Annotated in this window: 26 protein-coding genes and 3 pseudogenes; 15 read left to right on the top strand and 14 right to left on the bottom strand. The window is 61.5% G+C overall.

Features of this window, described 5'->3' with window-relative positions; all coding sequences use genetic code 11:
• Positions 1-5: 5 nt before the first annotated feature.
• Positions 6-491, top strand: a complete 486-nt coding sequence (locus X265_RS11645) for a nucleoside deaminase (protein WP_128964949.1) — start codon at positions 6-8, stop codon at positions 489-491.
• Positions 492-572: 81 nt separating this feature from the next.
• Here X265_RS11645 and X265_RS11640 read toward each other — a convergent pair whose 3' ends face one another.
• A complete protein-coding gene (locus X265_RS11640; RefSeq protein WP_128964948.1) occupies positions 573-1,685 on the bottom strand; it encodes a hypothetical protein in 1,113 nt (370 codons plus the stop codon).
• A 571-nt stretch (positions 1,686-2,256) separates the two neighbouring features.
• Here X265_RS11640 and X265_RS11635 point away from each other — a divergent pair.
• The 4 genes from X265_RS11635 to X265_RS11620 all read left to right on the top strand — a co-directional run bounded on the left by X265_RS11635 (position 2,257) and on the right by X265_RS11620 (position 6,963).
• A complete protein-coding gene (locus tag X265_RS11635; protein WP_128964947.1) occupies positions 2,257-3,828 on the top strand; it encodes an ABC transporter ATP-binding protein in 1,572 nt (523 codons plus the stop codon).
• A complete protein-coding gene (locus tag X265_RS11630; protein ID WP_128964946.1) occupies positions 3,812-4,903 on the top strand; it encodes an ABC transporter permease in 1,092 nt (363 codons plus the stop codon). Before X265_RS11635 ends, X265_RS11630 begins: the two co-directional genes overlap by 17 nt.
• Positions 4,890-5,807, top strand: coding sequence for an ABC transporter permease (locus X265_RS11625; RefSeq protein ID WP_128964945.1), 918 nt, complete (start codon positions 4,890-4,892; stop codon positions 5,805-5,807). The genes X265_RS11630 and X265_RS11625 overlap by 14 nt, the downstream gene beginning before the upstream one ends.
• Before the next feature lie 79 nt (positions 5,808-5,886).
• Positions 5,887-6,963 carry a BMP family ABC transporter substrate-binding protein gene (locus X265_RS11620; RefSeq protein ID WP_164938994.1) on the top strand — a complete coding sequence of 359 codons (1,077 nt, stop codon included), beginning with the start codon at positions 5,887-5,889 and terminating at the stop codon, positions 6,961-6,963.
• A 103-nt stretch (positions 6,964-7,066) separates the two neighbouring features.
• Here X265_RS11620 and X265_RS11615 read toward each other — a convergent pair whose 3' ends face one another.
• The gene (locus X265_RS11615; protein ID WP_164938527.1) at positions 7,067-8,416 is read right to left on the bottom strand and encodes an 8-oxoguanine deaminase; all 1,350 of its coding nucleotides are present in this window, start codon (positions 8,414-8,416) and stop codon (positions 7,067-7,069) included.
• Positions 8,417-8,569: 153 nt separating this feature from the next.
• On the opposite strand from X265_RS11615, the gene X265_RS11610 reads away from it, so the two are divergent.
• Together X265_RS11610 and X265_RS11605 are read left to right on the top strand one after the other, a co-directional pair.
• Entirely contained in the window at positions 8,570-9,397 is an 828-nt protein-coding gene (locus tag X265_RS11610) for an FAD binding domain-containing protein (protein ID WP_128964942.1), read from the top strand.
• Positions 9,394-12,117, top strand: coding sequence for a molybdopterin-dependent oxidoreductase (locus X265_RS11605; RefSeq protein ID WP_128964941.1), 2,724 nt, complete (start codon positions 9,394-9,396; stop codon positions 12,115-12,117). Before X265_RS11610 ends, X265_RS11605 begins: the two co-directional genes overlap by 4 nt.
• Here X265_RS11605 and uraD read toward each other — a convergent pair.
• The 6 genes and pseudogenes from uraD to X265_RS42240 form a co-directional block, all read right to left on the bottom strand.
• Positions 12,114-13,001 carry a 2-oxo-4-hydroxy-4-carboxy-5-ureidoimidazoline decarboxylase gene (gene uraD / locus X265_RS11600; RefSeq protein WP_128964940.1) on the bottom strand — a complete coding sequence of 296 codons (888 nt, stop codon included), beginning with the start codon at positions 12,999-13,001 and terminating at the stop codon, positions 12,114-12,116. The genes X265_RS11605 and uraD overlap by 4 nt on opposite strands.
• Positions 13,002-13,005: 4 nt before the next feature.
• The gene (puuE, locus tag X265_RS11595) at positions 13,006-13,941 is read right to left on the bottom strand and encodes an allantoinase PuuE (RefSeq protein ID WP_128964939.1); all 936 of its coding nucleotides are present in this window, start codon (positions 13,939-13,941) and stop codon (positions 13,006-13,008) included.
• Positions 13,942-14,355 (bottom strand): DUF3830 family protein, encoded by a 414-nt coding sequence (locus tag X265_RS11590; protein ID WP_128964938.1) that lies wholly within the window; start codon positions 14,353-14,355, stop codon positions 13,942-13,944.
• 88 nt (positions 14,356-14,443) lie between these two features.
• Positions 14,444-14,725 carry a hypothetical protein gene (locus X265_RS41295; protein ID WP_128969220.1) on the bottom strand — a complete coding sequence of 94 codons (282 nt, stop codon included), beginning with the start codon at positions 14,723-14,725 and terminating at the stop codon, positions 14,444-14,446.
• Between the two features lie 97 nt (positions 14,726-14,822).
• Positions 14,823-15,556 (bottom strand): annotated as a pseudogene (locus X265_RS11580) (IS5 family transposase); the annotation flags it as partial.
• A gap of 20 nt (positions 15,557-15,576) precedes the next feature.
• Entirely contained in the window at positions 15,577-15,867 is a 291-nt protein-coding gene (locus X265_RS42240) for a hypothetical protein (protein ID WP_373291752.1), read from the bottom strand.
• A 253-nt stretch (positions 15,868-16,120) separates the two neighbouring features.
• Here X265_RS42240 and X265_RS11570 point away from each other — a divergent pair, with 253 nt between their 5' ends.
• The 5 genes from X265_RS11570 (at position 16,121) to X265_RS42055 (ending at position 18,650) form a co-directional block, all read left to right on the top strand.
• Positions 16,121-16,510, top strand: coding sequence for a hypothetical protein (locus X265_RS11570; RefSeq protein ID WP_128964937.1), 390 nt, complete (start codon positions 16,121-16,123; stop codon positions 16,508-16,510).
• Entirely contained in the window at positions 16,470-16,793 is a 324-nt protein-coding gene (locus tag X265_RS11565; RefSeq protein WP_128964936.1) for a PilZ domain-containing protein, read from the top strand. Before X265_RS11570 ends, X265_RS11565 begins: the two co-directional genes overlap by 41 nt.
• A gap of 15 nt (positions 16,794-16,808) precedes the next feature.
• Positions 16,809-17,057, top strand: coding sequence for a hypothetical protein (locus X265_RS11560; protein ID WP_128964935.1), 249 nt, complete (start codon positions 16,809-16,811; stop codon positions 17,055-17,057).
• Between the two features lie 20 nt (positions 17,058-17,077).
• Complete coding sequence (locus X265_RS11555) at positions 17,078-18,133, top strand: HD-GYP domain-containing protein (protein ID WP_128969219.1); 1,056 nt, start codon at positions 17,078-17,080, stop codon at positions 18,131-18,133.
• A gap of 298 nt (positions 18,134-18,431) precedes the next feature.
• On the top strand, positions 18,432-18,650 hold the full coding sequence (locus tag X265_RS42055) for a hypothetical protein (protein WP_164938526.1): 219 nt from the start codon (positions 18,432-18,434) through the stop codon (positions 18,648-18,650).
• Between the two features lie 873 nt (positions 18,651-19,523).
• Here the strand turns inward: X265_RS42055 and X265_RS41035 are convergent.
• A pseudogene (locus tag X265_RS41035) lies at positions 19,524-19,637 on the bottom strand (PEPxxWA-CTERM sorting domain-containing protein); the annotation flags it as partial.
• Positions 19,638-19,973: 336 nt separating this feature from the next.
• On the opposite strand from X265_RS41035, the gene X265_RS41940 reads away from it, so the two are divergent.
• From X265_RS41940 to X265_RS41280, 3 genes and pseudogenes are all read left to right on the top strand, one after another.
• Complete coding sequence (locus X265_RS41940; RefSeq protein ID WP_283815013.1) at positions 19,974-20,108, top strand: hypothetical protein; 135 nt, start codon at positions 19,974-19,976, stop codon at positions 20,106-20,108.
• Between the two features lie 743 nt (positions 20,109-20,851).
• Complete coding sequence (locus X265_RS11530; RefSeq protein ID WP_128969217.1) at positions 20,852-21,034, top strand: hypothetical protein; 183 nt, start codon at positions 20,852-20,854, stop codon at positions 21,032-21,034.
• A 793-nt stretch (positions 21,035-21,827) separates the two neighbouring features.
• Positions 21,828-22,096 (top strand): annotated as a pseudogene (locus X265_RS41280) (hypothetical protein).
• 76 nt (positions 22,097-22,172) lie between these two features.
• Here the strand turns inward: X265_RS41280 and X265_RS40400 are convergent.
• The 5 genes from X265_RS40400 to X265_RS42050 all read right to left on the bottom strand — a co-directional run bounded on the left by X265_RS40400 (position 22,173) and on the right by X265_RS42050 (position 24,593).
• On the bottom strand, positions 22,173-22,310 hold the full coding sequence (locus tag X265_RS40400) for a hypothetical protein (protein WP_164938525.1): 138 nt from the start codon (positions 22,308-22,310) through the stop codon (positions 22,173-22,175).
• A gap of 91 nt (positions 22,311-22,401) precedes the next feature.
• Positions 22,402-23,076 (bottom strand): HAD family hydrolase, encoded by a 675-nt coding sequence (locus X265_RS11520; protein WP_128964932.1) that lies wholly within the window; start codon positions 23,074-23,076, stop codon positions 22,402-22,404.
• A complete protein-coding gene (locus X265_RS11515; RefSeq protein WP_128964931.1) occupies positions 23,077-23,412 on the bottom strand; it encodes a hypothetical protein in 336 nt (111 codons plus the stop codon).
• Positions 23,409-24,335 (bottom strand): non-homologous end joining protein Ku, encoded by a 927-nt coding sequence (gene ku / locus X265_RS11510; protein WP_128964930.1) that lies wholly within the window; start codon positions 24,333-24,335, stop codon positions 23,409-23,411. Before ku ends, X265_RS11515 begins: the two co-directional genes overlap by 4 nt.
• 96 nt (positions 24,336-24,431) lie before the next feature.
• Positions 24,432-24,593: a hypothetical protein gene (locus X265_RS42050; RefSeq protein WP_308421739.1), complete on the bottom strand. Its 162-nt coding sequence runs from the start codon at positions 24,591-24,593 to the stop codon at positions 24,432-24,434.
• Positions 24,594-24,978 lie beyond the last annotated feature (385 nt).

Here is a 24,978-nt window from a genome sequence, read left to right as displayed (position 1 = left end):
CAGCGATGAGCGGCGCAACTGAGCGCGACGAATACTTCCTGCGCGTCTCTTTTGTGGTCGCGCGCCGTTCCCTCACGCACGGCAATCATCCTTTCGGCTGCATCGTCGTCGATACCGACGGCAAGGTGCTGATCGAAGCTGAGAACGGCTACATGCCTGACCACGACGGCACCGCGCACGCCGAGCGCCTGGCGGCGACGCAAGCCTGCCGCACGCTGAACCGCGAAGTACTGGCACGCTCGACGCTCTATTCCTCCGCCGAGCCCTGCGCGATGTGTTCGGGCGCGATCTACTGGGCCGGCATCGGTCGTGTGGTCTACGGCCTCAGTGAGCATCGCCTGCGCGGCGTCACCGGCAACCACCCAGAGAACCCGACGCTCGATCTTCCCTGCCGTAAGGTGTTTGCGAGCGGCCAGCGGCCGACCGAGATCGTGGGCCCTTTGCTCGAAGACGAGGCCCAGGCACTGCACGACGACGTGTGGACGAAGTAGGCGCTGCGGTACCTGTCGAAACACGGATGGCGCCGCGCATTTCTGCACGGCGCCACCGAAATCTTTGAGACCGTCAACCGATCAGAACTTCACCGTGACGCCACCGTAGACCGTGGACTCGGTGCAGCTGTTGGTGCTCTGGCCGGTCGCGGCGACCGTGCAGACGCCGGGCGCGGCGTTGTGGTCGAGGCCGAACTTGTTCTGCCAGTAGCGGTAGGCGACCCAGAGGTCGACGAAGTGCGAGTACTTGTCACCCCAGACCGCCTTCGAGGCGTCGAAGGTCAGGCGGATCGGTTCGCTGTTCAGCTCGGTCTTGGAGGCGGTTGACATCCGGCCAACGCCTGAGAGCGCAGGAAGGCCGTTCGAGTCGCCCTTCGGGCCATACCAACCAGCGCGGCCGCTGATCGACCAGAACTGCATGTTCGGCGGCAGGAAGCCGAGGTCCATGTAATAGTTGATTTCGACGGCCCAGGTCGGGTTGTACGATACGTTGCCATCGGAGTTGCACGACGTTCCCGGCACCGTGCCACCGGCGAAGACCGTGCCGCACTGCGTGAACGCATTGTGGTTCGAGAACTCCCAGTACATCAAGGGCGCAACGTTGATGTAACCCTTGTAAGGCAGGTCGAAGGCGAACTGCAGACCGGCGACGACGTCGCGCTTGGCAGGCGCGAGGAAGGTGTTCTCACTGTTGCCGTCCATACCGACTTCGAAGGAGATGTTATGCAACGGGCCGGCGGTGAAGGCTTTGGTGTTGAACAGCTCGTTCCAGCCCAAGGTCGAGCGGAACAGACCGTAGATCTCGGTTGCACCTGCGCAATTACCCGCCGCAAAGTTGGACAGCAGGCCGGGGGCAATGCACGGGTTGGACGGATCGTTCTGACCCGACTTGAACATCGAGATGGTGAAGAAGTTGGTACCATAGGCCCAGAGATCGAAGTGGGTGAACGAGTAGACCTGCTTGGCCGTCTTGCCGTTGATGCTGCCATCCGGGCGGGTGCTCCACATGCCGGGATCGGTGCCCTTCGGCATCCAGGAGAACGACACGCGGTCGTCTATCACCAGGAAGAACGGGAGGTCAGGCGCCTTCTTCGCAGCCTTGACCGGCAAATCCGCGGCCTGCGCCAAGCCACCAGTGGCAAGCGAAACTAGTGACAGCAGCGCGGCTGCGACTGCCCTGAAACGAAACGACATCCTGAATACCCCCAAGTTTGGACGCGTAGCAATGAACGTCCCCTGCGGGCGACACTTGCGCCGAAGTCCCGAGGTGAGAAGCCTCAACTTTTTTCAAGGCATGCCGCTTGTTTCGGCACCATGTGGTGTGACGCCGTATCATTTGAGGGGATTTCTTTGGCGACGTTTCCCGAAGCTCGACGACGCCAGAGACGGCGACGCCAAACATTCCCGGTTGATTCTGCTCGCCTTTTGCGTTGAGGCAACGCCCCAATCACGGCTGTCGAAGACGATCGCCATCGTCGCAGTCCAATGCATACGAGCCGCGGGCCACTTTGCTCAACTTCACGTCAAGCCTGCATAGCCGGTTCCGATTTGGCTTGAACCGTCACAAATTTGCAACGGTTTCCGAACGCACGATGCACTCTCAATGGCCGCCCGAGGGCCGAACAGGTGGCCGGAAAGCGCCCCGAATCGTGACACCGGCGGCCTGCCGACGCGTTGAGCAAGGGATGACGCTTTTTCACACCTTACGCGGCGGTTCAAACTAGCCCACTATTGAGGCAATTCATCCATGCCAGCATACCAGCGAATGTTAGATCCGACGCCCAACGGCCTGCATTCCGGCGAGTCCCCGTTGCTCAGGACGGTCGGGCTCACCAAACGCTATGGGGACTCCCTCGCCAACGATGCCATCGACATCGACATCTGGCCGAAGGAGATCCACGCGCTGCTCGGCGAGAACGGCGCCGGCAAGTCGACGCTGGTCAAGGCGATCTATGGGCTGATCCAGCCCAGCGCCGGTGAGATCCACTGGCAAGGCGACCGTATCGTGCTGTCCGGTCCTGCCGAGGCGCGCAGCCGCGGCATCGGCATGGTGTTCCAGCACTTCTCGCTGTTCGACAATCTCACCGTTGCCGAGAACGTCGCGCTTGGGCTCGACGGCAAGGAATCCTTCAAGGACATGTCGGCGCGGCTGGAGCGGGTATCGAAGACCTATGGCCTGCCGCTTGATCCCCGGCGTGAGGTCTGGCAATTGTCGGTGGGCGAGCGCCAGCGCATCGAGATCGTCCGCGCGCTGATGCAGGACCCGAAATTCCTCATCCTGGACGAGCCCACCGCGGTGCTGACGCCGCAAGAGGCCGACCAGCTTTTCGTGGTGCTGGAACGGCTCAAGGCCGAAGGCCGCGCCATCCTCTATATCAGCCACAAGCTCGAGGAGGTGAAGCGACTCTGCGATACCGCCACCATCCTGCGCGGCGGCCAGAAGATCCACACCTGCAATCCCCGCCTAGAGACCGCCGCCTCGCTTGCCCGCATGATGGTGGGCGGCGAGATCAAGGAGGTGAAGCCGGCCGCCGGCCGCAAGACCACGATCCCGCGGCTGGTCGTCAACGATCTCACGCTCGCGCCGGAAGAGGCGCATGGTGTGCGGCTCGAACACATCTCGTTAGAGCTCAAGGGCGGCGAGATCCTCGGCATCGCTGGCGTGGCCGGCAACGGCCAGGACGAGTTGTTCGCGGCACTGTCCGGCGAGCGGCTGTCGAAGGATCCCGGCACGGTCGTCATCGAAGGCATCGCCGCCGGCCACCTCTCGATCACCAAGCGGCGCAAGCTCGGCGCCGCCTTTGTGCCCGAAGAGCGGCTCGGCCACGGCACTGCGCCGCGCATGAGACTGTCGGAGAACGCGCTGCTGACCGGACACGCCGCCAGCGGCATGGTCAAGCACGGCTTCATCGACACGGCGGCCACGCTGAAGACCGTGGACAAGGCGACCGAGACTTTCGATGTGCGCAAGGCCAAGCGCGATCCGGAAGCTGCATCGCTGTCGGGCGGCAATTTGCAAAAATTCATTGTCGGCCGGGAGATCCTGCGCAACCCCGCGGTGCTGGTGGTGAGCCAGCCGACCTGGGGCGTCGATGCCGGTGCCGCCGCCGTGATCCGCCAGGCTTTGCTCGATCTTGCAAGCGCCGGCGCCGCGGTGCTGGTGACCAGCCAGGATCTTGACGAACTGGCCGAGATCGCCGACCGCATCGCCGTGATGTTCCACGGCCGGCTGTCTGCTCCGCTCGCAGCGAGCGAGGCAACGCGCGAGAAGCTCGGCCTGCTGATGGGAGGAAGCAGCCTCGAGCCGAAGGAGGCCACGCATGCAGTTGGTGCTTGAGAAGCGCACTGAGCGCTCCAACACGATCGCGCTTGTCTCTCCGCTGATCGCGATCGGCCTGACGATCGCGACCATGACCATCCTGTTCGCGATCCTCGGCAAGAATCCGCTGCTCGCGCTGCATGCCTATTTCATCGCGCCCTTGACCGACAGCTACTCACTCCAGGAGATCGCGGTGAAGGCGACCCCCTTGGTGATGATCGCGATGGGGCTGGCACTCTGCTATCTCGCCAACGCCTGGAATATTGGCGCGGAAGGACAATTCCTGATCGGCGCCGTCGCTGGAAGCTGGATCGCCGTGAAGACGCAAGGCACCGATGCCGGCGGCTGGGTGCTACCAGCGATGTTCGTCCTCGCCGCAGCCGCTGGCGCGCTCTATGCACTGATCCCGGCGATCTGCAAGGTGAAGTTCGGTGCGAGCGAAATCCTTACCAGCCTGATGCTGGTCTATGTCGCCGACCTCCTCCTGGACTATCTCGTCCGCGGTCCCTGGCGCGATCCGAACGGTTTCAATTTCCCGACCACGGCGGAGTTCGATCCCGTCGCGACGGTGCCGCTGCTGATCGAAGGCGGCCGGCTGCATCTCGGTTCGATCATCGCCCTGCTCGTCGTCGCGGCCGCCGCAATCCTGCTCGGGCGCACCATCAAGGGATTCGAGATCCGCGTGGTCGGCGCCGCGCCGCGCGCTGCGCGATTCGGCGGCTTCAACGCCAACCAGCTGATCATCCTGACTTTCGCAGTATCGGGTGCACTCGCCGGTCTTGCCGGCATCATCGAGGTCGCCGGTCCCGTCGGGCATCTGCAGCCCGGCATCTCGCCTGGCTACGGTTTCACAGCGATCATCGTGGCCTTTCTCGGCCGATTGAACCCGATTGGAATATTAATTGCAGGCCTTTTTCTCGCATTGACCTTTATCGGCGGCGAGCAGGCGCAGATCGCAATGAAGATCCCATTAGATGTCACTAAGGTTTTCCAGGGCATTTTGCTGTTCTACGTGCTCGCCTGCGATTCCCTGATCCTCTACCGCTTCAAGTTGGTTTTCCTCAATCGTCAGGTGGCCCGTGGAGCTGGTTGAAGCCATCATCCTGTCGGTGCTCGCCGCCTCGACGCCGCTGTTGATTGCGGCAACCGGCGAACTCGTCACCGAACGGTCCGGCGTCCTCAATCTCGGCGTCGAGGGCATGATGATCGTCGGCGCAGCCTGCGGCTTTGGCGGGGCCTGGCTCACCGGATCGATCTTCATCGGGGCCCTGTTCGGCATCGTCGCGGGAACGCTGATGTCGCTGATCTTCGCGCTGATGGCGCTTGGCCTCGCTGTCAACCAGGTTGCGACAGGGCTGGCGTTGACCATTCTCGGCGTCGGCCTGTCGGGTCTGATCGGCGCTGGCTTTGTCGGCGAGCGGCTCACGCCGGCCGCGCAGCTTTATATTCCCGGCCTCACGGACATTCCGCTGATCGGCCGCGTGCTGTTCGGCGAAGATGCTTTCGTCTATTTCTCCATCGCCCTCATCATCGGCGTCTGGTGGTTCCTTTACCGCACGCGCGCAGGACTGATCCTGCGTGCCTGCGGCGACAATCACATCTCCGCGCACGCGCTCGGCTATCCCGTGCTGCGCATCCGCACCCTCGCAGTGATGTTCGGCGGCGCCTGCGCCGGCCTTGCCGGCGCTTACCTGCCGCTCGCCTACACGCCGTTCTTCATTCCCGGCATGACCGCCGGTCGCGGCTGGATCGCGCTGGCGCTGGTCGTGTTCGCGTCGTGGCGACCGGGCCGGCTGGTGATCGGCGCTTATCTGTTTGGCGCAGTAACGATCCTGCAATTGCACGCGCAAGGCTGGGGCGTCGGCATTCCCTCGCAGTTCATGTCCGCGCTGCCTTATCTGGCGACCGTCATCGTGCTGGTCCTGCTCTCCCGCGCGCGCACCGGCGGCTCGACCGCGCCGGCCGCGCTCGGCACCGTGTTCGTGCCTGACCGCTAAGAGTTTTGATGTCCGGGACGTGCGCGATGGGGCGCGCGCGTTGCGGATTGTGGCTTTCCCCTGATGTTGGAGATTGATGATGAGGAAATCACTTGTTGCGCTAGCTGCCGGCCTTCTGCTTGCCGGGAGCATCAGTGCAGCCTCCGCCGCCGACAAGCTCAAGGTCGGCTTCATTTACCTCGGCCCGATCGGCGATCTCGGCTGGACCTACCAGCACGAGCTTGCCCGGCAGGCGCTGGTGAAGGAGCTCGGGGACAGGATCGAGACCACATATCTGGAAAACGTCCCCGAAGGTCCCGACGCCGAGCGCGCCATCGAGCAGCTCGTCCGCGCCGGCAACAAGCTGATCTTCACGACGTCATTCGGCTACATGGATCCGACGCTGAAGGTCGCCAAGAAATATCCGAACGTGCATTTCGAGCACGCCACCGGCTACAAGCGCAACGCGAACATGTCGACCTATTCGTCCAAGTGGTATCAGGGCCGCTACATTCAAGGCCTGATCGCCGCCAAGATGTCCAAGTCCGGCGTGCTCGGCTATATCGGCTCGTTCCCGATTCCGGAGGTCGTCTCTGGCATCAACGCGACGATGATCGCGGCCCAGACCATCAACCCGAACATCAAGGTCAAGATCATCTGGGCCAACACCTGGTTCGACCCGGGCAAGGAAGCCGATGCCGCCAAGGCGCTGATCGACCAGGGCGCTGACGTCATCATGCAGCACACGGACTCGCCCGCCGCGATGCAGATCGCCAGCGAACGCGGCAAGCTCGCCTTCGGCCAAGACTCCGAGATGATCAAGTTCGGACCCAAGACCCAGCTGACTTCGATCCTCGATACCTGGGGCCCCTACTACATCGAACGCGTCAAGGCCGAGCTCGACGGCACCTGGAAGTCTGAGGACACCTGGGGCGGGCTTGACAGCCACATGTTCGCGATGGCGCCCTACACCAACATGCCCGACGACGTGAAGAAGATCGCCGAGGATGCCCAGGCCGCGATCACCGCAGGCAAGCTGCACCCGTTCAAATGCCCTGTGATTGGGCAGGACGGCAAGGAGATCGAGTGCAAGGGCGGCGCCAATCTCGCCGACGGCCAGATCCTCGGCATGAATTTCTACGTCAAGGGCATGGACGACAAGCTACCGGGCAAGTAGCACGCTTCTTGCATTCCCTAGATCACCTGCTCCTCCCGGAGGAGGTTTGGAGGGGGTGGCCAGAAGCACCCGGCACTTGTGGTCGCCCCCTCCTTCTCATTACCTACCCCACCTGCATCGCCCGCGCCACGGCGCTGTGCCGGCGGATCAGCTCCGGAACGTCCAGTCCCGGGATCGCGCCGTCGATCACGGTCCAGTTCCCCGCCACCATCACCCGGTCGGCCCGATGCGCGCCGCAAAGCACCAGTGCGGCCAGGGGATCGCCATGGCCGGAGAAGCGCAGCTCATCGAGCTTGAACAGCGCGAGGTCGGCGGCCTTGCCGACCGCGATCTCACCGAGCTCCGGACGGCCGACACAAGCCGCCGAGCCCCGGGTAGCCCAGCGCAGCGCATCCTTGTGGCTGACCTTGCTGACGCCATAGCGCGCCCGCTGCAGCAGGAACGCCGCCCGCACTTCCTGCATCAGGTTCGACCCGTCGTTCGAGGCCGAGCCGTCGACACCGATGCCGATACCGACGCCAGCTTCCTCCATCTCGCAGACCGGGCAGCAGCCGGAGGCCAGCAGCTGGTTGCTGCACGCGCAATGGCTGATCGTCGTCCCGGCCTTGCCGAGCCGCTTCATCTCGTCGGCATTGAAGAAGATGCCATGGGCGAGCCAGGTCCGCGGATTGAGCCAGCCGCACTGCTCGAGATAGTCGAGCGGGCGGCATCCGTACATTTGCTCGCAGAATTTGTTCTCGTCCTCGGTCTCGGCGAGATGGGTGTGCAGGCGCACGTCGAGCTTGTCGGCGAGATCGGCGGTGGCGCGCATCAGCGACGTCGTCACCGAGAACGGGGAGCAAGGTGCAAGCGCAATCTGCACCATGGCATCCGACCCGCGCTGGTGATGCTTGGCCACCACGCGCGTGCTGTCGGCGAGGATGGTGTCCTCGTCCTGCACGACGCTGTCAGGAGGCAGGCCACCATCGCGCTGCGACAGGTTCATCGAACCGCGCGTCAGCAGCACGCGCATGCCGAGGCGCTTTGCGACGCCGACCTCGATGTCAACGGACTCTTCGAGTCCTGCCGGGAAGACGTAGTGATGATCCGTCGTGGTCGTGCAACCCGAGAGCAGCAGCTCCGACATCGCCACGGTCACCCCAAGTTCGAGCGCCTCAGGTGTCATCCTTGCCCACACCGGATAGAGCGCCTGGAGCCAAGGAAACAGCTCGCGGTCCATCGCCGCCGGCAGCGCCCGCGTCAGCGTCTGGTAAAAGTGATGATGGGTGTTGATGAGGCCCGGCAGCACGACGTCCGCGCTCGCATCGAACACCGCAACGTCAGTGGTCACAGGCGTCCCGCCTTTGGGCACGAGTTCGATGATGCGACCATGCCTCACGACGATCCCGCGCCCCGCACCATCGGCGAGGATCGCAAGGGGATCCTTGATCCAGATCGGCTTCGCATCGCTCATGCGCCTGCTTCTCCCCACATCCGCTGACAGCAGGCTTGCAAGGCAAGGGCCAGCCCGAGAGCGTGATGACCGCGACTTGTTGTTGCCACTTGGCGCTGGTCTTGCAAGACTTTACCTCGAGTCAATTCACCGGGTGCAGGCCCTATCGCAGCCATGGACTTGAATACCATCACAGCGGTTTCCCATCCGCAAACGCGCTCCGAACTGCCCGTTTGGACGCCAGGTGATGCTTGGCTCGCGGGCGGCACGTGGCTGTTCTCGGAACCGCAAGCCCACCTTACGCGACTGATCGATCTCACCGACCTGAAATGGCCGGCGCTGGTCGCTACGGACAGCCACCTCAGCATTGCAGCCACCTGCACGATTTCGCAACTCGATGCGCTCGCCTGCCCGCCTGATTGGCTCGCAGCGCCGCTGATCAGCCGGTGCTGCCGCGCCTTCCTCGCCTCCTTCAAGATCTGGAAGACGGCGACGGTGGGCGGCAATCTCTGCATGTCGCTGCCGGCGGGACCGATGATCTCGCTGACATCAGCGCTCGAGGGCGTCTGCACCATCTGGAAAGCGGACGGCGGCGAACAGAGGGTTCCCGTCGCCGAATTCGTCACCGGCAATCAGCGCAACCGCCTGTCGCCTGGCGACCTGCTGCGGCAGATCGATATACCGCTTTCGGCACTGAAACGCCGCTGCGCGTTTCGCCAGATCTCGCTTGCGCCGGTCGGCCGCTCCGCGGCCCTTTTGATCGGAAGCCTCGACAGCAAGGGAACGTTGAAGCTGACGGTAACTGCCTCGACCATACGCCCGATCCAGATATCGTTTGCAAAGCAGCCTGACGCCGACGCGCTTCGGGCCGCTGTCGTCGAGGAGATTACCGACGATCTCTATCACACCGACATTCATGGCAAGCCGCTCTGGCGCAAGCACATGACGCTGCGGCTTGCAGAGGAAATCCGCGCCGAGCTCCTAGGGACAACCCCGCCATGAGCTTTGAAATCAACGGCACGATGTTCCCGCATGCGCCGCGCGCGGGCCAATGCCTGCGCACGTTCCTGCGCGAGCTTGGCCATTTTGGCGTGAAGAAGGGCTGCGACGCCGGCGATTGCGGCGCCTGTACCGTGCTGCTCGACGGCGAGCCCGTGCATAGCTGCCTGATTCCCGCGTTTCGCGCCGAGGGACGCACCATCACCACGATCGAGGGTCTCGGCAGCGATCACGGCGCGCACCCGATGCAGCAAGCCTTTCTTGACGCGCAAGCGTTCCAGTGCGGCTTCTGCACTGCCGGCATGATCCTGACCTGCGCCTCGCTGAATCAGGCCCAGCGCACCGATCTCGGCGCCGCCTTGAAGGGCAATATTTGCCGCTGCACCGGCTATCGCTCGATCGAGGATGCGATCCACGGCAGGAGCAATGTTGAGGAGCGCGTCGAAGCCGGCGCCGCGTTCGGTCGCAGCCTGCCGGCACCTGCAGGCCCGGATGTTGTCCGCGGCAGAGCGCGCTACACGCTCGACACGCAAATTGACGGCATGCTCCACATCAAACTGCTGCGCTCACCGCACGCGCATGCCAGGATTATCGCGATCGACAGATCGGCGGCGATGACTGTGCCCGGCGTGCACGCGATCCTGACACATGAGGATGCGCCTGCGGTTCTGTTCTCGACGGCGCGGCACGAGAAGGACTGGATGGACCCCGAGGACACACGTGTCCTCGACGACGTGGTCCGCTTCATCGGCCAGAAGGTTGCCGCCGTGGTCGCCGAGAGCGAAGCCGCGGCCGAGGAGGCATGCCGGCGGCTGAAGGTCGAGTACGAGATTTTGCCAGCGTTGATTGATCCTGAATTCGCGATGGCGCCGGGAGCACCGCGCGTTCATCCTGATCGCACCAGCGCGAACCGCGTCGCCGACGCGCAGCGCAATCTCGTCGCAGAGATCCATGGCGAGTTTGGCGACGTCGCCGCCGCCCTCGCCACGTCCGCCGTCACTTACGAGGGCACCTTCCACAGCCACCGCGTGCAACACGCCGCGCTGGAGACCCATGGCGGCATTGCCTGGCTCGACGCGACAGGCGTGCTCAATGTCCGCACGTCAACGCAGGTGCCGTTCCTGGCCCGGCGTGCGCTCTCGGGCATCTTTGGACTTCCCATCGACAAGGTCCGCGTGTTCTGTGAGCGGGTCGGCGGCGGCTTCGGCGGCAAGCAGGAGATGTTTGTCGAGGATATCCTGGCGCTGGCCGCGCTCAAGACCGGGCGGCCCGTCAAGCTCGAGCTCACGCGCGAGGAGCAGTTCATCGCGACCTCGACGCGGCATCCGATGCGGGTTCGGATCAAGGCCGGCGCCGATGCGGAGGGCAAGCTCACCGCGCTCCAGCTCGACGTGCTCTCCAACACCGGCGCCTATGGCAATCACGGCCCCTCCGTGATGTTCCATGCGGTGTCCGAATCCATCGCCGTCTACAACTGCCCCAACAAGCGGCTCGACGGATTCGTCGTCTACACCAACACGGTGCCCGCAGGCGCGTTTCGTGGTTATGGCCTGCCGCAGGCCGTCATTGCGGTGGAAGCTGCGATCGACGAGCTGGCCAGGCAGCTCGGTATCAGTCCCTACGATATGCGCCGCCGCAACATCATCAGGGAAGGCGATCCCATGCTGTCGCCGCCCGAGTCCGAATATCACGACGTGCTGTACGGCTCCTACGGGCTCGACCAGTGCATCGACCTCGTCGAGCGCGCGATGCAGGCGGAGCAGCCACCTGACCTGTCGCCGGACTGGCTGACCGGCGACGGCATCGCGCTGACCATGATCGACACGGTGCCGCCCGCCGGCCACATCGCGGACGCCATGATCACACTCAACGACGACGGCGGCTTCGAGCTCACCGTCGGCACCGCCGAGTTCGGCAACGGCACCAGCACCGTGCACCGGCAGATCGCCGCGACCATCCTCGCAACCACCGTCGGCAGGATCCGCCTGCGCCAGTCCGATACCGCCCATGGCGGCCACGACACCGGCGCCTATGGCAGCACCGGCACATTCGTCGCAGGCAAGGCGACGCAGGCTGCCGCTATTCAGCTCGCGACTGAGTTGAAGGTGGCTGCCGCAGGCGCGTGGCTTTGCGATATCGCGACTTGCACGCTTGAGGACGAGTTCGTCGTCAGCGGCGTGCGGCGGATGTCCTTTGTCGAGCTCGCCAAGCTCGCGCGCGAAGGCGGTCGTCCTATGGCAGGCCACGGCAGTTCCGAGGGCACGCCGCGCTCGGTCGGCTTTAACGTACAGGGCTTTCGCGTCGCCGTGAACAAGGGCACCGGCGAGCTCAGGGTTCTCCGGAGCGTGCAGGCTGCCGATGCCGGTGTCGTCGCCAATCCCATGCAGTGCCGCGGCCAGGTCGAGGGCGGCGTCGCGCAAGCGCTGGGGGCGGCGCTCTACGAGGAGGTGGTGATCAACGCGGAGGGGCGCGTCACCAATCCCAAATTCCGCGACTACCATCTGCCGTCCTTCGCGGATGTGCCGCGCACCGAAGTGTTCTTCGCCGAGACGTCTGATACTATCGGACCACTCGGCGCAAAGTCGATGAGCGAGAGCCCGTACAATCCGGTCGCCGCCGCGCTGGGCAACGCGATTGCGGATGCCACCGGCATCCGCTTCACGGCGCCGCCTTTCAAGCCGGATCGGCTGTTTCCGGCGCTGCTCGACAAGTTCGGCGGCTAGCTGCCGCGATAAGTCGAGTAACTCCACGGCGTGACCAGCAACGGCACGTGGTAGTGGCCCTCCGGTTCGCTGATCGCGAAGCGCAGCGGGATCTCGTCCAGGAACGGCGGATCCGCAAGCTGTACGTTGCGCTCGGCGTAGTATTTGGCGATGCCGAAGCGCAGCTCGTAGCGACCGATCGGCAACGGGCGACCGCCGATCAGCGGCGGGTCGGTGCGGCCATCGGCGTTGGTGACGCCACGTGCGATCACGCGGCTCTCGCCGAGCGCGGCGAGCTCAAGCAGCTCCACCGCGATTCCGGATGCCGGCTTGCCCGCATGATTGTCCAACACATGGGTCGACAGATGGCCGTGCACTTTCAGTTTGTCGTCGGCAACAACCAGCTGATCGAGCCGCAGCGCCGAGATGCGGCCGATCTCCTCGATCGCGCGGCGCGTCTCGGTCTTGGCAATATTGCGCAGGCGCGTCTCGAAGTCGCGCAGGATCGAGTCCCTGGTGTAACGCCGCACGCAGACGATGTAGGGGAAGCCGAACTTTTCGCGATAGGCGTTGTTGACGCGTTCGAACGCTGCGTATTCGGCCGCCGAGAGCCGGTCGAGGCCGGCGCTGTTCTGCTCGCCGGTCGATTCCGCCGTCAGTCCCGCCGCGCGCTGGGTCTTGTCGGCGAGATCGGGATGCGCGCGGATTAGCGCCAACTGCACGTCGGGTTCGGCGGCCTGGATCGCCGCCATCAACGCGGCATGCAGCTGATTGATGCCGGCGAACGGCCGCTTGCCGGCGAGCTGCTCGGCGATCCACGGCGAATATTCGACGACATTGGCGAGTGCCGCAACGAAATCGGCCTTGCTTGCAGCATTGAGATCGGCGAGCGGAATCTGCGCCATTACCTCACCTGATCTCGAACGCGTCAGAGGCAAGATGCGCGTGCTTGTCGTGCCAATGCTGCGCGATCTGTAGCCGCGTCGGCACCCAGACGCGCTCGTGCTTGCCGATATAGTCGAGGAAGCGGATCAGTCCCGCGGCACGGCCGGGCCGGCCGGCGAGACGGCAGTGCAGGCCCACCGACATCATTTTCGGTGCCGTTTGCCCTTCCGCATAGAGCACGTCGAAGGCGTCCTTGAGATAGGTGAAGAACTGCTCGCCTTCGGAAAAGCCCTGCGGATTGATGAACCGCATGTCGTTGGCGTCAAGCGTATAGGGGATGATGAGCTGCTTGCCGTTCGCGCCATTCACCCAATAAGGCAGATCGTCGGCATAGGAGTCGCTCAGATAAAGGAAGCCTCCCTCCTCCATCAGCAGACGGTTGGTATTGATGGAGGAGCGGCCGGTGTACCAGCCGAGCGGCCGCGCACCGGTGGCCTCGGTATGGACGCGGATCGCCTCGACAATCTCGGCGCGCTCCTGCGCTTCCGTCATGTCCTTGTGCTCGATCCACTTCAGGCTGTGGCTCGCGATGTCCCAGTCGGACTCCTTCATGGCCGCGACGATTTCCGGATTGCGCTTGAGTGCAGTAGCGACGCCGAACACGGTGGTCGGCCACTTCCGCTCGCCAAACACCCGCCACAGCCGCCAGAAGCCGGCGCGCGAGCCATATTCGAACATGGATTCGATATTGGCGTGACGCTGGCCGGGCCAGGGTTGTGCGCCGAGCACGTCGGAGAGGAACGCTTCCGAGGCCCGGTCGCCATGCAAGATGTTGTTCTCGCCGCCTTCCTCGAAATTGACGACGAACTGCACCGCGACCCTAGCGTTGCCGGGCCATTGTGGGTGCGGCGGGTTGCGGCCGTAACCGCGGAGATCACGGGGGTAGTTGATATCGCTCACTCAGACTTCCTCAAAGCGGATCGGCAGCGCGCCATTCCACAGCACGCTCTTGCCCAACGTTGCCAGGTTCTCAAGACCCGAGGTTAGCGTGATGAAGTGATTGCCGGCGAGCTGGCCTACCTTGCTTGCGAAGCGGACACCGCCATAGGCTATCAGGATCTCGGTCTCGCTGATGCCGCCGGGATAAAGAATGATCTGTCCCGGCGCAGGATAGCTGGTGTGATTCTCGTATCCGACGCCGAAGTCGAGATCGCCAAGCGGCATCCAGACGGCTTCACCGCTCCAGCGCACATGGATGATGTGGCTCTCGAATGGCAGCGCCTTGCGAAACGCCTCAACGGTCTTGGGCGCCGCCTGCTCTTCGAAACGGGCATCGAAGGTGAAATCACCAGCACGGATAACGAGTTTGCTCATCTCATGTCTCTGGCTCCGGGACCATGGCCCATGGAGACTTCAAGGAAAGAGCACTCCAGCGGGCTTTGCGCAAGTGGCGCTCACCCCTTCACCTGCGGTCGTAAGACCAGCCGAACAGGCCGCTCCGCCGCACCTCCGGCTCCGGCTCTGCAGCCGGCGCGGGAGCCTCTTTCAGGTCCGCCTGCGCCGGGGGCGGAGGCGGTGCCGGCAGGCTCTCGCATTTCATGGAATAGACCAGTTTGCCGTCCGCGGTGCGCCCGATAGGAGCGCAAGGGTCGGGATGCGCCGCCGAGGCTTTGAGAGCAGGCTTCACCTGCGCCGCAGCCGGCGAGGCGATCAAAAGCAGGACCAGCAGATATTTCGACGTCATTGTCGTACCTAACCTCGCTTGCCCCATTCAACCTGATGGCGTCCGTCAAGTCCATCGGGCCCGCGAACGCGAGTGCCGAAAATTTAGCCCGGGCCAGATAATTTGCTCGCCCATCGAGGTGAATTGCAGCCAGGAAATTTCTGGCGAGCTTGTCGTAAGGGGTTGCGATGCGCCGGAAGTCCTTGAGCCTGCAGAAGCAGCGTTCGATGACATTTCGCCCTTTATAGATGCGCTTTTTGAAGCTGTGGAGGCTTACCCGGTTGGATTTGTTTGAAATGACGGGCTTGGCGCCGCGATTGAGGATTTCGGCGCGCAAGCCATCACCGTCATAGCCCTTGTCGCCAATGAGGGCCGACATGGGTGGCGCGAGTTCCAGCTGCGGCGATGCCGGTGTCTTGTCCCGGAGTTAGGTGAAATGCGCAAGGCCTGCAATCAGGATCGCTCAGCGCGTGGATTTTCGTGGTCCGTCCGCCACGCGAGGCCGACCGCTGTTTGTGCTCCCCCTTTTCCACCGCTCGCCGAGCGATGCGCCTTGGTCGAGGTGGCGTCGATGGACAAGGTCACGCCATCCTTGCCGCCGCGGGCAAGCACTTCGAAGATCGCCTGCCAATGCCCACGCTTGACCCATTGATCGAACCGATTGCAGATCGTTGTGTAGGCACCATAGTCGGGCGGACAATCGCGCCAACGTGCGCCGCATTGAACCATGTGAACGATACCGATGATGATGCGGCGATCGTCATCGCGAGCCGGACCGGTCTGGTTCGGCGGCAAATGCGGCTCTATCCGAGCCCACAGCTTGTCGTTAAGCCAGAACAGTCCCTTACGCATCGAGCTTCCCCCGCATCGCATCAGGTTGGTGCAAAGGAATCAGAGTTCGTTAATTCGGTAGAGACCCTAGGCGTGCAAGAGTTGTCGCCGCGGCCTGCAGCCATCTCAGCCGCTCGGTCGGACAGGGCGCGGCGATGGCCTTCTTGAGCGCGGCGATGACTTCTGCGTAAGGTCTCGCATCCGTGCAGCGGCAGCGGCCGGAGGTCGTCGCCGTCCATGGCGAGCACGTCGAAGGCATAGAGCTGGACCTCGTGATCGTGCTTCCGGCTGTGCAGGGCGTTGAAATCGGAGACGCCGACGGTGCCGAGCACGACGGCCTCGCCCTCTCCCGCAAAATCCTTGGATCTAAAGGTATCTAAACACCTTCCATGGAACTTCTCTTTAACTTATGTTAGCAACTTAAGGATGAAATGGCTGAACGGGGCGCCGCGCGACCTGATTGTTGTCCGCGAAGCCGCAAGTGACACACGGGCGGCAACGACGAGGCTTGTGCTCATATTCTCGCGGCCTGTTGTTTGTTGATTTGCGTGATGGGCAATGAAGCCCAAACGGATTTTGAACCACATGTCTACCGTGCTGGAATTCCGCCGGCCTAGCCGCTGCCACACTGGGTCGAAGCGATCAGGCTTCGATCCACGCGCCATCCTAACGCAGGTTGGCGCGCTCGTCTCGACCGTTGAAACTCAAGAACCCAGCTCAGCAGAGGATTTGGGACGAGCGATCTTCATTCTCGAACTGGCCAACGCCAGTATTCGATTGTTGATCGGGCAACTGTCGAGCAGGACAACGGCAAACCAACTGATATCTCAGTCCGAGCGCATCGATCAGCTCCTCACCGCTGCGCGCGGTGAGCTGCGCACGCTTTTTGAAAAACAATCATTTGAACCTGGTGCCTTCAATTTGGGGGATTGCGATGAGGGGGAGCAGCCGAAAGGCCAGCCGCGTACATTTTGAACACAAGCACCTGGTCAACATCGTCGGCGCAGACGGGACTTGGCGGCGAGGATGCATTCTCCTCGACGCCTCTGCGACCGGGGCGAAGCTCGAAGTAGAGGGGTCCACCGACGTGCTCAAGGCTCAGGAATTTTTCCTCGTTCTGTCTTCCACCGGTTTGGCATTTCGACGGTGTGAGCTGGTTTGGGTCAACGGAGCACAGGTTGGTGTCCACTTCCTCACGGAGAAAACGAGAAAGCGCGCGGTCGCGATAAAACAGAATAATTCCGCTCCTACGCCATAAGCGGGACATCCCTTCTTGAGCAACGCATTGCATCATATGCAGCTACTCTTTTCGCGGACGGTTTCCTTTATCGACGCCTCATCGTTAGCAATTTGCGAGGCTAGAGAGGCGCTGTTTCGGAATGGGAGCAAGGACTTTATTCTTTATCTGTCCAACGGTGACGGGTCGTCCGCCTCGGAAGAGCGATTGTTGTTCCTGGAATTGCGCGAGGCGCTGATCTGGTTGAACGAAGCACCTGAGGAACAGGGATCGTTTTGGATGTGAGAGATCCATTGTCCGACCTCATGAGCACTACTCCAAAGTTTGTGCAGGTTCTGGCCGATACTGCCGTCGGCCTTTCGGACCTCTGCAGCATGCTCAGCCGAAGATTCCGCGTCGCAGGTGAACGTCTCGATCTCGAAGCAAAGCTTACGGACGTACCCGACGCGCTGGTTGTCCGGGCCGATCTGCGGATGATCGATAACATCGCTGCTCTAAAAAAGAGAAATGCTCGAATAGCCAAGGTTCCCCGGCGGATATTCCTCGTGGAGCATCCATCTCACGTCGGGATCTCGCAAGCTTATGCACTTGGAGCCACACTCGCTGTACCGAGCACTATTAGCCCGCCGCGGTTATTCGAAGCGTTGCACGATCAAGCTAAGTCGGCCGACGCCGGAGCGGCGCAGCCCGGCATCGCAGTCCATGCCGCAGTTGACGCTATCGGATCGATGTTCACTGCGGTGTCGTTGAACAAGCCGCTGGATGTGATCGGCGCGAAACAAGCGGGCGCAAAGGTGGCTGATCGGATCAGGGAGCGAGGGCTTACCGAGTGGCTGGCAACCGTGCGGCGCCACCACGAAGGGACCTACCAGCACTGCCTGCTGGTTACCGGCGTAGCCATCGACTTCGGACTTAGCCTGGGACTGAAGCCAGCTGATCTCGAGCGCTTGTACTCTGCCGCGATCTTTCACGACATCGGTAAGGCGGCCATCCCCATAGCGATACTTGACAAGCCGGGACGGTTAAACGCGGACGAGCGGGTACTTGTCGAAACGCACCCGGTAACGGGATTCGAATTCATGAAAGCCCAAACCGGGGTCTCACCTGAAATTCTTGATGCCGTCCGGCATCATCACGAATATCTCGACGGCAGCGGGTATCCGGACGCGCTCTGCGCCGGCAGCATCAGCGACATCGTTAGAATGTTGACCATCTCCGACATATTCGCCGCGTTGATCGAGCATCGCCACTATAAGCCGACGATGTCTCGGGCCGAGGCATACGGCACTCTCTTGGGCATGCAAGGAAAACTCGAAAAGGCGCTCGTGATTGCATTCAAGGAGGTCGCGCTGAATCGGTAGCCCGCGCGGCCGATGGCGCGGAACTAATCACCGAATAGCTAAACTTTCGCTACCTGACCCATCGCTCCCATTCTGAGCAGTCTGCTTTTAGTCCGCTTCTCGGGGCAAAGCGGGCGGGACCTGCAGCTCTCACGGTCAAGCGAAAGAGTTGCCTTCATCAGCCGCAGATACGTCCCTGACTCGTGCAGCTCGAGCCAGCCGCCGTCTTGGGCGACCGTGATGCCTGCGCGAAATCCTCGCCGCTACCGCCCATATTGAAGAACGGCACGTTGACCAACCGAACGAACGTCCCCGACCCATGCAGCTCGATCCAGCCGCGCTCGAGCGCGAGCGCGATGCCTGCGCGAAATTCCTCGCCGCTGCCTCTCATCTTGAGGAACGGCGCGTTGATAAGCTCGATGTAGATCCGTCTGCCCTGCACCAGCTCGATGACGCTGGCGATCTCGATCGGCTTGCGGGCGGCGGCTTCCGTGTCGCTGAAGGAGGGGCAGCAGCGTGCTTTATGCGGGATCGATAAGCTGAGTCGCCACGTGGGCCAAGCGATGCGGCGTGAGGGTTCGGGAAGGACGGACGGACGAGTGGTGCGCCATCACTAACAGCTATTAACCGCATGTGGGCGGATCGGTTTACTCGATCGAAACAGCAGCTAGATGAGAATCATAGCTTGTCAAATCGGTAGAGGTCGGCGTCGATGGACGACAAAGTCAAAGTCAGATGCCCGTTCTGCACCAGGCTGTTCAATGAACGATCACAGAGGGTGCGTGACGGCCATCAGATCAACTGCCAGCAGTGTGTCCGCCTCATTACCTTCACTAAGGATACGGAAGACCCCTTCATGCGGCGGGCCTTAAAAGCGGCACGAGAAGTGCGAGCTGCAATTGACGCTGAAAAGCTCGCACGTCTGCGGGGATCGTCGGACTATTCGCGAGGCCAGTGACACAATCTACTTAGTTTTTTGCTGTGGTTTACATTGCCACGCCGAGGCTCCAATCCGCGAATTTTTCTTCTGCCCTTGCGCCAGCTTTTGCCGGAGCAAACTGCTGGCATCGGCGAGCCCATAGACATCAAACACGTTCCCCGCAAGTTGGCCAAGCGCACGCAGAACGCCAGCTTGAATCAGATAAGAACAGCAGCAGCTATTTTCTGCGCTCTACCGTTCGGCACTTACAGGCTAAGTCGAACGGCGGACCCGGCAAGGTCACCGTGACGCCCATAGCCACAGCGCTGGCGCACGGTCGCTAGCGAAGCGGATGCGGCCGATCGGTCGCCTTCCTCGTGAACCGAATAGTCATCTGGGCCGATCGGGCGAAGGGTGAGCATCTAGTGATGGTAGCAAAAAGCCGCCCCGATCAGGAGCGACTTTGTCGTGATCGATCAGATGCGGAGGCGCTCAGGTGACTGCGAGCGCGCTGCCGATCTGTTTGCGCCGATACGCCATGAAGCCAAGGCCGCAGAAGCCGAGCATCATCATGGCCCATGTGGACGGCTCGGGGACGGCTGCCACTTTCGTGGAGCCTGCGGAGGTGCTTACCCCTTGGAAAAGGTCCAGCGTTGAAAGGCAGGCACTCTCGCGTGGTAGATACCTCGGTGCAGTCACCAAGCACACCCAAATCACTTGCGACCCGCTCGCATGATACGCCTGATGGTGAGGACCGAGTTTGGCAGGACGAGACCGTGCATGTCCGGAGCCCGGTTCGCGCATCGAGATCGGGCCCGTTAAGGAAGTGGTTACTGATCACTGCCACCATTTCCATATTAGGTCGCATAGGCGGCAGCAAATTCTGAGAACGCTTAAATCTTTCAATACGCCGAGTTGGCGGTCTTTTGAAGGAGAGGCCCAATGTTTAAGGGCTTTGCAGTGGCAGTTGTGGCGATGATTACCACAGCGCAGCTGGATCAATATCTAACTAACGGTCGGTACACCGATGCCGCGATGGGCATGCTGCGGCAAATCAGGCACTCATTTGGGTTTTGAACAATTGTTTAGCGATGAGCTGATTAGGACGGGGCAGCTGGATCAATACTTGAGGCGGTCGGTACAGCGATGCCGCCATGGCTATCCTGCGCCAAATCAGACACACATTTGGGTCTTAGATAATGGTTTAACGCGAAAGCCATGTGGTGGACATCTCATGGGCTGATCTCGATAGCGATGAACAGCGCACCATAGCTGTATTGAGAGCCGGACTTTCCATCGAATTGTGCGACCCTCTCGCCCTCCTGACGTTAAGACGCCTAGGTCTAATCGTAGGGTTCAATTTGACGGCTGCCGGGCACGAGTTGCGAAGATATGGCGTTGTGAAGAGTGCCGCAGGCTCCCGCTCCGCTTAGACCACCCGATCTTTGGTGACCCGCGAGCTGCGAACGTAGTAACCGTGTCGCTGAACGGCTGATTTGATCTCATCGCTAACCTTCAGAATTCTCCGTCTGCTCTTGCGCCACTTTTTTCCGGAGTAAGCTGCCGGTATCGGCGAGCCTAAACTTAGAACGAGCAGGTCACTCGCCCCATTGCGATAGACATCAAACACCTTCATCCCCCGCGACTTATTTATCGGAGCAAGATTGAGATGCGCTTTGGTCGCGTCAATGAACCAACTTGGCACCTCCGATGGTCGCGCAGGTTGCACCCCCGCAACAACATATGCCGCTTGTGAATTACGGGGAAAATGCCCCCATAATGACGCGATCTACTTAGGTTTCTGTTTGGATGTTGTTCGTATGCCACGAGAACGCACCATATCTGCTCTTGATGAATACGAGCTGGCAGTCGATGAGATCGTAGCCGCTTGTGACGGCGATCTGCGCGATGCGCTCAGAGCGCTGATGCTGCTGAACGAGCGGCTGGAGCTGAGATTGGAGCAGTTGTGTGAGGTTCATCCTCCTCACCAGCGTCTGCATTAGCGGATTTAGAGGCTGCGTTTGCCCAAGCAATCGAGCGGAGAGCGCGATTTCGGCGGTAGTCTTCAAGAACTGGCGATCGCTAGGGGAGACGAAGGGCGACGCCGGAAAGCACTGAAAAACAAGTAAAATCAACTTGGCTGCTGGAGCATTGCTACCACGCGATGCTACCACTAACAAGCTCTCCGCCACGGCCTCGGCGACCGCCGGCGAGATGCGCGCGATTGCCGCACAGCGCGGCGAGGCCGCCCTTGATGTCTATCCTCGCAATCCGATCACCGTCTTTAGGCTTAGAAGCCGCACGGCTTGGTCGGCTCGGCCTGGCATGCATGATGGTCGCCGTCACCATCTGGCGGACCGTCGCGAACTCGGTCGGGTAGCCACGCTTCAACTCTTCAGGCATTTCCACAGCGGCGCCGGGCGAGTTTGGACAACCGTCGCGCCGAGCCGATCCGCGAGACCTGATTACCGCGGCAACTGTGCCGGGAGGTTGCCTTGCTCCATCTGTTCATAGACCAGCGCCAGCCGCTCTGCCTGTTGCGCATTCCAAGTCGCCCAAGCTGTATATGGCCTTTAACGCGCAGACATTAGGCGTCGTCCCTCACAAAGCTGTTAGCCAATCGTAAGTTTGTTAGCCAAGAAGGCGCCTTACCGAGCCGCGCCGGCACCGATGGGCACGTGACCGGCGGAACAGGTGGACAAGCTTCATCCCTACCGGCTGCGAATCCCTGCCACGTGCTTACCGCCCGGAACGAGCAGGCGGGCGGACGGATTCGACCTTGCAGGAGCGCTCACTATGCTGATGACAAAGGAAAGGCGATCAGTGATCCGGACGCTGCGCGGCTGGGCGGTCGCTGTGCTGCAGGAGGCCGGCGCCATTCAAGAATGCGAAGAGCATGGCTGGGCGAAGGACCGCGCTGACCCTCACGCCCGCGATCGCGCCATCGCACTCGCCCACCGGCAGCCACTCTCGGGACCTCTCCCACTGAAGCCGTCGCGGCGATCTGCGACGTCCTGGATTCGGTCGGCGACACGTGCCCGGAGTGTCCGGACGGAAGTTGCTGAAGCGGCGGGTAATCGCGATATTGGGTTCGGATGGATCCAACGTTAGTCCTGACAGCTGAACTGGATCCCGCCAGCATCACCTGGCTGCACGGATTGCGGCGGGAATCCAAACAAAAAAGCGAGCAAGCTCGAACAGCAACAATTGTTTCATTAGGCGTGTCGATAAATGATTGCGAGAAAGAGCGACCGAAACAGCCTGAGCAAGAAGTGTCATTTGCGACATCCTAGCGGACCTGTTCTATGTGTCGCCAGGGGCAGTCAGAGGTTCAAGGCTGGACATTGAATGCACTCGCTGGATTTGTTTGTTAGGCGGTGCGCGACATGGCCAGCAAAGAGTTCTCAAAGCAGGCGAAGAGCGCCGCTGGACCAGGGTAAATTTCGGCGCATCCCGCCCGCCTTAACTCGTCCTCGGTGAACCCACCTGCTAGAACACCGATCGTCGTGATCCCGGCTTTTCTGGCCGCGATGGCGTCGTAAGGTGTGTCTCCGATGGCTACGGCATCGCTGCCCGTGATGCCGAGTTTCCCGAGAGCGGTTTCGAAGATGTCCGGGGCGGGTTTGGACTGCTGCACGTCGTCTGAACAAGTGGTCACTTCCGCCAGATTGGCAATGCCTGCGATATCGAGGTATGTGGCTAGTTCATCTTTCTTAGCCGACGAAGCGACTGCAAGCCGGATGCCTGCATGCCGAATCCGGCGCAGCAGGTCTGGCACCGCCGAAAATGGGCGCACCAGCGGCAAATAGGCGCTTTTGAAGCGATTGCCGCGCCAGGCCTCCATTTCCTCGCCGTGGTCTTTCTGCTCGGCCTCGGAAAGGAAGACAGGAATGAGCTTGTCGCCACCCTTTCCGATCTGGCTTCGAACTTGCGCGAAGCTGACGTCATGGCCGAACTTCACCATTGCTTCGTGCCAAGCAAGAGCGTGAAGATCGACGGAATCGATAAGAGTCCCGTCGAGGTCGAAGATTGCAGCTTTAGGCATTCACACCTCCTTGTGGCGCGATCTGGCGATTGCGGTATACCACTCGGCGTAAGGCGTGTTCTTAGCCACATAGCGATTGAGGTCCGGCGGGCCGTCCTTCCACCAGACGGGAGCGCCGCTCGCCAAGGCGCGCTTGGCGTCTTCCACCGCCCGATGCGCCGCCCTCTGGGCATCGAGATCCGCACTAGCCTTCGCGTTCCGGACCGCCCGCCTGGTAGCCATGAGCTGTTTCACGAGCTTCGACTTCTCGTCTTCTTCGAGGTCCGGGCTCGCTATCCGCCAGAGCCGTCTGCGGACGACGATGTAGCGGCCGTCTAGCGTGACAAGATGCTTCACGCTGACTTGCTCCGGGTTCCAGCAGCCGGCTTCTTGGCAGCCAACTCCTTTGCCTGCTTCTTGCCGGTGATCGGCATCAACATCTCCTTCTGGCTGGGCCCCGCCTTCTTTGACTTCTTGGCTGGCTTGGCCGCCCTGGCCGGCGTTGCCTCTTGCCCGACGCTGCGCCGTAGGGCTTCCATGAGGTCGACGACGTTTTCGCCCTTGGGCGGCTCCTTCGGGCCGATGGTCTTGCCTGCGCGCTTCTGATTGATGAGGTCAACTAGCGCGCTCTCGTAGTGATCCTCAAACTTCTCCGGATCGAACCGCCCGCCCTTTTGGTTCACGATGTGCTTGGCGAGATCCAGCATGTCTTTTGTGACCTTAACGCCCTGGATTTCATCGAAATATTCCTGCTCGCTGCGCACCTCATAGGGGTAGCGGAGCAGTGTGCCGACAAGCCCTTTGTCCAGCGGCTCCAGCGCAATGATATGCTCCCGGTTCGTGAGCACGACCCGGCCGATCGCAACCTTCTCCATCTCACGGATTGTCTCGCGGATGACGGCGAAGGCCTCGTGGCCCACCTTTCCGTCTGGACGCAAGTAATAGGGCCTGATCAGGTATCTCGGGTCTATGTCGGAACGATCGACGAACTCATCGATCTCGATGGTACGCGTGGACTCCAGCGCGATCTCTTCAAGCTCCGCTTTCGACACCTCAATGTATTGGCCCTTCTCGAACTCGTAGCCCTTGACGATATCTTCGCTAGAGACCCCCTCCCCGGTATCGGCGTCGACTTTCAGGTATTTGACCCGTCGGCCCGTTGACCGGTTCAATTGGTTGAAAGCGATCTTCTCACTCTCCGACGTCGCTGGAAAGAGCGCCACCGGGCAGGTCACGAGGGAAAGACGAAGAAACCCTTTCCAGTTGGCGTGGGGGGCCATTACGCGGAACTCCAGAGTCTTGACACACGAACTTAAGACGAATGGCGCACCCCGGTTCCGACCTCGGATTCGCCGCCCCTGGATCAATGTAGGGTTCTAGGTGAGGAGGGTCACCATTTCATAGGCGGCTACAACCGCCCCCAGCCAACGCCGCCAGGGATTCGCGCCGCGGGCGATCTCATCGGCGGCCCAGACGAAAAGCGCGCCCTTGAAGACTACGGTCAGGACGAAACCGAGCGTGCCGACTGAAGGCCCCATCGGAAGCAGAGCGCCGGCTGCTATGACGATTCAAAGGATTGGGTTCGACCATTGAGCAATCGTAATGGCACCAGTTTCCCGGTTGCGGAAGAACCAATTCAGGAATCGACGCACAGTGGTGAACCATTATCCGGAAAGCTAAACGCGATGATCTGATTTGGCTGAAACGAGTCGCTTAACAAGGGGGCAGCCAGCTTTCTGCGCGTCCTTGATCCATCTTGAGCCGGCCCTCAGGCCAGCATTCGATTTTACAAGTTATCCGGGTTGGGCCCTTCTATAACTTCCGAAAGTAGGTCAGCCGTACTGCGCCGGCTATTTCGTACCTTCTCAGGCTTCTGACTCGAAGGGAAAGCCGAGATAACCTCAGGACGAACTCGAATATCCG

It is taken from the genome of Bradyrhizobium guangdongense (genome assembly GCF_004114975.1).
In the GTDB taxonomy this organism is placed as follows: domain Bacteria; phylum Pseudomonadota; class Alphaproteobacteria; order Rhizobiales; family Xanthobacteraceae; genus Bradyrhizobium; species Bradyrhizobium guangdongense.
Note: the sequence above shows the minus strand (reverse complement) of the source record. Positions and strands in the feature narration are given on the sequence as shown.